Origin of the sequence: Actinomadura chokoriensis, from assembly GCF_039529475.1 — a bacterium.
GTDB classification, from domain to species: Bacteria; Actinomycetota; Actinomycetes; order Streptosporangiales; family Streptosporangiaceae; genus Spirillospora; species Spirillospora bangladeshensis.
In genome coordinates this window covers 1-570 of sequence record NZ_BAAAMW010000084.1, presented here as the reverse complement: position 1 = coordinate 570, position 570 = coordinate 1, and the positions used below count along the sequence as shown (strand labels likewise).

1 protein-coding gene is annotated in these 570 nt (G+C 74.2%); it reads left to right on the top strand.

Features of this window, described 5'->3' with window-relative positions; translation table 11 throughout:
- The coding region (locus tag ABFX46_RS43350) for a DUF222 domain-containing protein (protein WP_346050474.1) at nucleotides 1-570 on the top strand (570 nt) is incomplete at both ends.

Sequence of the window (570 nt, the reverse complement as noted above, 5' to 3'; positions counted from 1 at the left end):
CGGCGGGTGACCTGCAGGAGGCGGCGCTGGCGGGGCTGGTCGAGGTGGTGGACCGGGGCCGGGAAGTGCAGCGCTGGGGGTTCCCCTCCACCCGCGCCTGGCTGCGGTCCCGGCTGGGCATGCGCGAGAACCGCGCCAAGGAACGCCTCACCCTGGCCAGGCAGCACCGCCGCCTCACCGAAGTAGCGGAACGCTGGGCCGCCGGACAGCTGTCCACCGGGTACGCCGCCACCATCGCCGACGCCGCCGCACGCCTGGACGACACCGACTGCGCCGCCGCCCAAGAGATCCTGCTGGGTCTGGTCGAACAGGGGTGCTCGGCCGGGAAGGTCGCCTCCTTCGGCCGCCGCATCCGCGACATCATCGCCGAACGCGACGGCACCGGCACGCCCCCACACGACGCCCGCCGCGGCTACGAGCAGTCCTGGATCGACTCCAGCCGCTCCCTGGACGGCGGCCGCTACATCCGCGGCTGGCTGAACGCCGAAGACGCCGCCATCTGGGACGGCACCCTCGCCCCCCTCGCCAAACCCGCCGGCACCGACGACCACCGCGACCAGGCCGAACGCA